This window comes from Marinobacter lipolyticus, assembly GCF_018424605.1.
Classification (GTDB): Bacteria; Pseudomonadota; Gammaproteobacteria; order Pseudomonadales; family Oleiphilaceae; genus Marinobacter; species Marinobacter lipolyticus_B.
The window spans coordinates 511,389-519,706 of record NZ_QTKT01000002.1; the positions used below are offsets into that span (position 1 = coordinate 511,389).

General features: G+C 57.2%; 7 protein-coding genes. 6 read left to right on the plus strand and 1 reads right to left on the minus strand.

Features of this window, described 5'->3' with window-relative positions; genetic code table 11:
- The first annotated feature begins 58 nt into the window (after window positions 1–58).
- On the plus strand, window positions 59–3,964 hold the full coding sequence (gene purL, locus DYI22_RS04675) for a phosphoribosylformylglycinamidine synthase (protein WP_213476864.1): 3,906 nt from the start codon (window positions 59–61) through the stop codon (window positions 3,962–3,964).
- Window positions 3,965–4,399: 435 nt separating this feature from the next.
- A complete protein-coding gene (locus DYI22_RS04680; protein ID WP_213476865.1) occupies window positions 4,400–4,711 on the plus strand; it encodes an NGG1p interacting factor NIF3 in 312 nt (103 codons plus the stop codon).
- 6 nt (window positions 4,712–4,717) lie between these two features.
- On the opposite strand, the gene DYI22_RS04685 is transcribed toward DYI22_RS04680, so the two are convergent.
- Window positions 4,718–5,266, minus strand: a complete 549-nt coding sequence (locus DYI22_RS04685; RefSeq protein ID WP_213476866.1) for an NUDIX hydrolase — start codon at window positions 5,264–5,266, stop codon at window positions 4,718–4,720.
- A 97-nt stretch (window positions 5,267–5,363) separates the two neighbouring features.
- Here DYI22_RS04685 and DYI22_RS04690 point away from each other — a divergent pair, with 97 nt between their 5' ends.
- Genes DYI22_RS04690 through purT form a run of 4 tightly spaced genes read left to right on the plus strand, consistent with a single transcriptional unit; the run spans window position 5,364 to window position 7,901 of the window.
- On the plus strand, window positions 5,364–5,969 hold the full coding sequence (locus tag DYI22_RS04690) for an NUDIX hydrolase (protein ID WP_213476867.1): 606 nt from the start codon (window positions 5,364–5,366) through the stop codon (window positions 5,967–5,969).
- A gap of 1 nt (window position 5,970) precedes the next feature.
- Window positions 5,971–6,504 (plus strand): gamma carbonic anhydrase family protein, encoded by a 534-nt coding sequence (locus tag DYI22_RS04695; RefSeq protein ID WP_213476868.1) that lies wholly within the window; start codon window positions 5,971–5,973, stop codon window positions 6,502–6,504.
- Entirely contained in the window at window positions 6,501–6,683 is a 183-nt protein-coding gene (locus DYI22_RS04700) for a DUF1289 domain-containing protein (RefSeq protein ID WP_213476869.1), read from the plus strand. The genes DYI22_RS04695 and DYI22_RS04700 overlap by 4 nt, the downstream gene beginning before the upstream one ends.
- A gap of 27 nt (window positions 6,684–6,710) precedes the next feature.
- A complete protein-coding gene (purT, locus tag DYI22_RS04705; RefSeq protein ID WP_213476870.1) occupies window positions 6,711–7,901 on the plus strand; it encodes a formate-dependent phosphoribosylglycinamide formyltransferase in 1,191 nt (396 codons plus the stop codon).
- Window positions 7,902–8,318: the final 417 nt, after the last annotated feature.

Below are 8,318 nucleotides of genomic sequence, written 5' to 3' on the forward strand. Positions count from 1 at the left end.
GCTGCAACTGTAGCCAGGCGCCCCGACTTCCCCGTTTCGCGCGATACAGGTTTCGATCATGCTTGAACTCCGCGGCGCTCCAGCGCTTTCGCCTTTCCGCTCCAGCAAACTGCAAGACCGCATCAGGGACATTGTGCCTGAGGTTGAGCATGTGTATGCCGAGTTCATGCACTTTACCGATCTGGAATTTGAACTGTCGGAATCCGAGCAAGCCATTCTGGATCGTCTGCTGACCTACGGGCCCAGTGTCGAGGTTGAAGAGCCGGAAGGGATCCTGTTTCTGGTGGTGCCGCGCCCCGGTACCCTGTCGCCCTGGTCCAGCAAGGCGACCGATATTGCGCGTAACTGCGGCTTGCGACAGATCCGACGTATTGAGCGGGGCATTGCGTTTTACGTGCGTGCCAACCGTAAACTGAATCTTGAGCAGCGGGAACAGATTGCCGCTTTGCTGCATGACCGCATGACGCAGAAAGTTTTCCACGAGATGGGCGGCGCTGAACTGCTGTTCAGTCATGAGGAACCGCGAGTGGTGCAACGCGTTCCGGTGCTCGCAGGAGGCCGTGAAGCGCTGGTGCAGGCCAATCAAACGCTCGGACTGGCGCTGGCGGACGACGAAATCGACTACCTCGCCAAATCCTTCACCGATCTGGAGCGTGATCCCACCGACGTTGAGCTGATGATGTTTGCCCAGGCCAACTCAGAGCACTGTCGGCACAAGATCTTCAATGCGTCCTGGGATATCGATGGCGAAGGCCAGGAAAAGTCACTGTTTGCGATGATCCGCAACACCTTCGAGATGAACAGTGAAGGTGTACTGTCTGCGTATAAGGACAACGCCTCGGTCATCCGTGGCAGTCGTGGCGGCCGTTTTTTCCCGCACCCTGAAACCGGGGTGTATGGGTACAACGAGGAAGATATCCACATTCTGATGAAGGTGGAAACCCACAACCATCCGACCGCCATCGCTCCGGCCTCCGGTGCGGCGACCGGGTCCGGCGGTGAGATCCGGGACGAGGGCGCGACCGGTCGAGGCTCGAAGCCGAAAGCGGGCCTGACCGGTTTTACCGTGTCCAACCTGAACCTGCCCGGGGATCCGCAGCCGTGGGAAATCGGCTACGGCAAACCGGACCGCATCGCTTCAGCGCTGGATATCATGATCGAAGGGCCGATCGGTGGTGCCGCGTTCAACAACGAGTTTGGCCGGCCAAACCTGGCGGGTTACTTCCGGACCTTTGAAGAAAGGGTGCCGGGGGCTGCCGGCGAGGAAGTGCGTGGTTACCACAAACCCATCATGATTGCCGGTGGGTTGGGTAACATCCGCGCCGAACACGTGGAGAAGGGGCATATCCCGGTAGGCGCCAAACTGATTGTGCTTGGCGGGCCGTCGATGCTCATCGGCCTCGGTGGTGGCGCGGCCTCATCCATGGATTCCGGTACCAGCAACGAGAATCTCGATTTTGCCTCGGTTCAGCGTGACAACCCGGAGATGGAGCGTCGCTGTCAGGAGGTGATCGATCGCTGCTGGCAGATGGGCGAAGACAATCCCATCGCCTTTATCCACGACGTCGGCGCCGGTGGCCTGTCGAATGCCATGCCGGAACTGGTGAAAGACGGCGGCCGCGGCGGTAAATTCGAGCTGCGGGATATTCCCAGTGATGAACCGGGCATGTCGCCGCTCGAGATCTGGTGTAACGAATCCCAGGAACGCTATGTCATGGCGGTTGCCGCCGAGAACCTGGAGAAATTCGATGCTCTGTGCCGTCGCGAACGCTGCCCGTACGCGGTGATCGGTGAAGCTACAGAATCCCATCACCTGGAACTGGCGGATTCCTACTTTGACGACAAGCCAGTAGACCTGCCGATGGACGTGCTGTTCGGGAAGCCGCCGCGCATGCATCGCAGCGTTTCCAGGTCGTCGTTTACCAAGCCGATTTTCGATTCCTCCAAAGTCGACCTCAATGACGCCATTCGCAGGGTTCTGCGTTTGCCGTCGGTGGGCTCCAAGAGTTTCCTGATCACCATTGGTGACCGGACGATTACCGGCCTGGTGGCCAGGGATCAGATGGTGGGCCCGTGGCAGGTGCCCGTGGCCGATGTGGCGGTTACGGCCAGCTCCTATGACGTGCGTGCCGGCGAAGCCATGGCGATGGGCGAGAGAACACCCGTTGCGGTCATCGATGCGCCGGCGTCGGGCCGCATGGCCGTGGGTGAGGTCATCACCAACCTCGCGGCCGCGCCCATCTCGCGTCTGTCGGATATCCGCCTCTCGGCGAACTGGATGGCGGCAGCCGGTCACCCCGGCGAAGACGAGAATCTGTACGAGACGGTGCGAGCGGTCGGTATGGAACTGTGCCCGGAACTGGGCATCACCATCCCGGTTGGCAAGGATTCGATGTCGATGAAGACCGTCTGGGAAGAGGACGGAGGTGAACAGAAAAGCGTTACCTCACCCTTGTCGCTGATTATCAGTGGCTTTGCTCCGGTAACGGATGTCACCCGCACACTGACGCCGCAACTGATGACCGACGCCGGTGACACTGACCTGATCCTGATTGATCTCGCCGCCGGCCAGAATCGACTGGGTGGTTCTGCGCTTGCGCAGGTATACCGCCATGTGGGTGCCGTGGCCCCCGACCTGGATGACCCCGAAGACATCAAGGCCTTCTTCGCGGTGATCCAGGGTTTGAATAGTGATGACAAGCTGTTGGCTTACCACGACCGCTCCGATGGTGGTCTGTTTGTCACGCTTGCCGAGATGAGTTTCGCAGGCCACACCGGTATCGAGGTCAAGCTCGACGGTCTGGCCGAGGACTCTTCCCAGTTTGCCCGTGAGCTTTTCAATGAGGAGCTCGGCGCGGTTATTCAGGTCCGGCGGGACGACACTGACTTTGTTCTCCAGCAATTCTCGGCGGCAGGGTTGGGGGATCACACCTCAGTGATCGGTTCTCTGCGCGACGACGATCGTCTTCGTCTGAGTTTCGGCGGCACCGCCGTGGTGGACGAAGCGCGGGCGGACCTCCACCGCCTGTGGTCGGAGACCAGCTATCGCATTCAGGCGTTGCGTGACAATGCTGAATGCGCCGAGGAGGAGTTCGACAATCTGCTGGATGCCGGCGACCCCGGATTGAGCGTTCAACTCAGCTACGACATCAACGAAGACATAGCGGCACCCTTTATCAGTACTGGGGCAAAGCCGAAAGTGGCGGTACTGAGAGAGCAGGGTGTCAACGGCCAGGTCGAGATGGCCGCGGCGTTTGACCGTGCCGGATTCGAGTCGGTTGATGTGCATATGAGCGACCTGCTGTCAGGCAGGATATCGCTGGAAGGTTTCAGCAGCCTGGTAGCCTGTGGTGGCTTCTCCTATGGCGATGTGCTGGGCGCCGGCGAGGGCTGGGCGAAGTCTATCCTGTTCAATGATCGGGTACGTGACCAGTTTGCCGCGTTCTTCAATCGCCAGGATACCCTGACGCTGGGTGTCTGTAATGGATGTCAGATGCTGTCCAATCTCCATGAGCTGATTCCAGGCAGCGAAGGCTGGCCGAGGTTTGTGCGAAATCAGTCGGAGCAGTTTGAAGCAAGGTTCGTGATGGCCGAGGTTCTTTCGTCGCCCTCGGCGTTTTTGGACGGTATGGCCGGCTCCCGAATGCCGATTGCCGTTGCCCATGGGGAAGGCCGAGTGGAGTTCGGTGGCAGCAACTCTGTCGCGGCGCTTGAGGAAAACGAGCTCGTTGCGTTGCGGTACATCGATAACAGGGGGCAGGCAACCGTCCGCTACCCGTTCAACCCCAACGGGTCGGAGCGTGGTATTACCGGGGTCACCACCCGTGACGGCAGGGTGACCATTATGATGCCGCATCCGGAGCGCGTGTTCCGGGCCGCGCAGCATTCCTGGCACCCGTCTGAGTGGCAAGAGGACGGCCCCTGGATGCGTATGTTCCGGAACGCCCGGCGCTGGTTCGGCTGAGGTAAACCAGCGGGCCACACAACCGGCCAGAGGAGTTGCGATGTCGCAATATTCTCTGGCCGGTTTTTTTGTGCGTGCAGGCCTCAAAACTGTGCATATTTCAAGGGAAATATTTCTCGAAATTGGCGTTTCTGCCCTTGACTCGTTACGTTTATGCACATTGTTGGTGCTCCATTGAGCGATCAGTGAACAAATGGCTGATTTTTGGTTCAACTTTTGTTCGACATTCGTAACTTGCTGAAAAATATATACTATTATCATTAGGTGAATTTGTCGCCAATTTAACGGAAGTGCAGTAATTACAGGGCGTGGGGGCGTGTTCCCAAAAACTTTCCCCAGAGTTATCCACAGATTCTGTGGGTAAGTTGGTAAGCTCTTAATCTGTACAATACCCTGTTCGGGTTGGCATGGAATCGGAAAAAAGGGGAGATGCTGATGTATAAAATCTGTTACTTCGTACCGGAGACCCACCTGGAACAAACCAAGACGGCCCTGTTCGCAGCAGGAGCTGGCCGCATCGGCGATTACGATTCCTGTGCATGGCAGTGCCGTGGGCAGGGACAGTTTCGCCCCCTTGAAGGCAGCCAGCCGTTTCTCGGCCGACAGGGGGCGGTGGAAGTAGTCGAGGAATATAAGGTGGAGCTGGTCTGCGAGGATGGGCTGATCGGGCAAGCAATCGAGGCTTTTAAAGAAGCCCACCCATACGAAGAGCCTGCCTACGAAGTTTATCGACTGGAGGCCTACTAACCGGGGCTATTTCCTGGCGGCCATGGAATAGCGAATGTCGGTAACGTGCACCTCAAAGGCATCGCGTCTCCGGTCTTCAAGGTAAAGCTCAAGGGTTTTCCTGACCGTTGGAAAGGAAAGCTCGTCCCAGGGAATTTCGTCCATCCCGAACAGGCGGGTCTCAAGAGATTCTTCGCCGGCGCCGAAGCTGCCATCTACCAGTGTTGCCCGGTAGAACATATGAACCTGATTGATGTGGGGCACATCGATAATGCTGTACAGGCCGTTAATGTTAACTTCCGCAAGCGCCTCTTCCCGGGTCTCACGAGCAGCCGCCTCAATGGTGGTTTCGGCGTTTTCCATGAAGCCGGCGGGCAGGGTCCAGTAACCGTATCGGGGTTCAATGGCACGCCGGCACAGCAGTATGCGGTCGTTCCAGATGGGCACGGTGCCCGCGACGATTCGAGGATTCTGATAATGTATGGTGTCGCAGGTGACGCACACGTAGCGATGGCGATTGTCACCCTCGGGAATTCGTTGTTCAACCGGGTGGCCGCATGTGCTGCAGTATTTCATGGCTTTCACCGTATACTTATGAAATGTGTGGTAGCAAGTTTAACGATCTGTGCTGCCGCTGTCTCATTGAAACAACAGTCTGAGTTGGAGCAGGGCTTTGCACGATCTTCTGAAAGAGCGCCTCGCCGGTTATGCACCTCGCCAACTGGCGCTGGACTATCCGGAGGCCGGCATATTGGTGCCGGTAACGGACGATTCTCGCAATCCGGAAATGGTCTTTACCCTGAGGTCCGCCAACCTGAACACCCACCGGGGCCAGGTTGCTTTTCCCGGGGGCAAGCGTGATCGGTCAGACTCTTCATTGGCGGCCACCGCACTTCGTGAAACCCATGAAGAGATTGGCCTGCCGCCGGATCAGGTCAAGATCGTGGCACCGCTCAGTCAGGTTATGTCACGGTACGGCATTCTGGTCACCCCTTACGTTGGGGTGATCCCAGGTGATCATCCTCTGCAGGCCAACCCCCATGAAATCGAGAGTATTTTCAGGGTTCCCTTGGAGTTCTTTCTGGAGGACCGCCGCGAGCGAACCGACGCGCTCGATTTCCTTAATCACACCTTTTATGTTCCCTGTTACCGATGGGAGCGTTATCAGATATGGGGGCTGTCCGCGGTGGTGCTGGTTGATTTTCTTAACGCTGTGTACGATGCCGGCATAGATTTGTTGGAGCCGCCGGCTCCGGAAACAATCCGTACAGGAGTCTGAGATGTTTTACCAACTTGGAGACCGCAAGCCCGAGCTGAAAGGCAGTGGTCAGTTTGTGGCGGACAACGCCAGGGTGATTGGTAGCGTTCGCTTGCTGGACAATGCCAGCGTCTGGTTCAACGTTGTGATCCGCGGTGATAACGACTGGATTACCATCGGTCCTGAGTCGAATGTGCAGGATGGTTCTGTTCTTCACACCGATCCCGGTATTCCGCTGACCCTCGGCCGTGGCGTGACCGTTGGCCATAAAGCGATGCTGCATGGATGTGAGATCGGTGACTATTCACTGATTGGTATAAATGCCGTCGTTCTGAACGGCGCCAGAATTGGAAAGCACTGCCTGATTGGTGCCAATACGCTGATACCCGAAGGTATGGAAGTACCGGATGGCTCGATGGTTGTTGGTTCGCCCGGCAAGATCAAGCGTGAGCTGAATGCCAGTCAGAAAAAAATGCTTGAGCTCAGCGCTGAGCATTACGTGCAAAACGCCAAGCGGTATGTCGACAACCTGACGCCCTGTGAGCCGCAACAATGAAGGTGGCGGATAGAGTCAGGTCGCCATGCGTCAGCATTTGCGCGCTGGATGGCGACGACGTGTGTATCGGGTGTCATCGAACCGGAGACGAAATCATGCGCTGGCCGCGGATGACAAACGATGAGCGGCAAGAAGTATTAAAGAGTGTTGCGAAGCGCGAAGAGAAAGTCGCTCTGTAATAACGCATAGCCACAGGAACCATAAGCATGTCTGAGACCGTTCGTATCGGCACGCCGTTGAAAGCGCGCGCCTATAAAGTCCTGTTTTGCGGCTCGGGTGAGCTGGGCAAAGAAGTAGTTATAGAGCTCCAGCGTTTGGGGGTCGAGGTGATCGCTGTGGACCGCTACCCCGACGCCCCGGCCATGCAGGTGGCGCATCGCAGTCATGTCGTGGACATGCTCGATGGCACGGCGCTGCGCAGCATAATCGAGCAGGAGCGACCCAACCTGATCGTGCCTGAAATAGAAGCCATCGCGACACCGGAGCTGGTTGCGCTGGAGAAGGAGGGCTATCGGGTCGTTCCAACAGCTCGAGCGGTTAACCTGACCATGAACAGGGAGGGTATCCGCCGGCTGGCCGCGGAAGAACTGAAGCTGCCGACCTCGCCCTATCGATTTGCGGAAACCCGGGACGAGTACCTGGCGGCCATTGACGAAGTCGGTATGCCTCTGGTGGTAAAACCGGTGATGAGTTCGTCCGGCAAGGGGCAAAGCACCGTGTCATCGCACGTGGATGTCGAGCGGGCGTGGGAGTATGCGCAGACTGGTGGTCGCGCCGGCAGGGGCAGGGTGATTGTCGAGGGTTTTGTGGATTTCGATTACGAAATTACCTTGCTGACGGTGAAGCACCGAGAGGGGATTTCGTTTTGTGCTCCCATTGGCCACCGGCAGGAAGACGGCGATTATCGCGAGTCCTGGCAGCCGCAGCCTATGAGCGAACCGGCCCTTGCCCGTTCGCAGGAAATCGCAGAGTCAGTAGTCGAAAACCTTGGCGGCTACGGTGTGTATGGTGTTGAGCTGTTCGTTAAAGGGGATGACGTCTGGTTTTCCGAAGTTTCCCCCCGGCCTCACGATACCGGGCTGGTTACGCTGATTTCCCAGGATCTTTCTGAGTTCGCGCTCCACGCCCGTGCAATTCTGGGCCTGCCGATTCCTGTTATTCGTCAGTTGGGTGCGTCGGCTTCGGCGGTCATTCTTCCGGAAGGCGAATCAACCGATGTGGTCTATTCCGGGCTGGAGCGGGCGCTGGCGGAACCGGATACTCAACTGCGGTTGTTTGGAAAGCCCGGACTTAAGGGGCGTCGTCGGATGGGAGTGGCCCTGGCGAAAGCTGACACCGTGCAGCAAGCCAGGGACTCAGCCACCCGTTCGGCGGCGGCGATAAAGGTCGGGTTGTAGGCCCGATTTTGACGATTTTGAACTTTTCTCGAAATCGTCGTTGACACCTTCGCTGGTGTCTGTAGAATGCGCATCTCCTTCGAGGGGCAGGCCGATTAGGTGGCTCCGGATTCGAAGGGCAACTGTTTGAAAGTATTGAAGAAAACGAGTTTTAAAATTCTTCAGATAAACGGTTGACAAGGCGGCGAAACGATGTAGAATACGCGGCCTTGATTGAGCAGCAGCTCAAACGCTCTTTAAAAAGTTAACCAAGTAATTCGTGTGGGCGCTGGCCGAGGTATTTCGGATACGAAATATCAGGACAGTGACTCGTCGAAATTGAGTTTTGTCTTGAGCAAGAATAGAGAATCTTCGGATTCTTGTATGATTTAAACTGAAGAGTTTGATCATGGCTCAGATTGAACGCTGGCGGCAGGC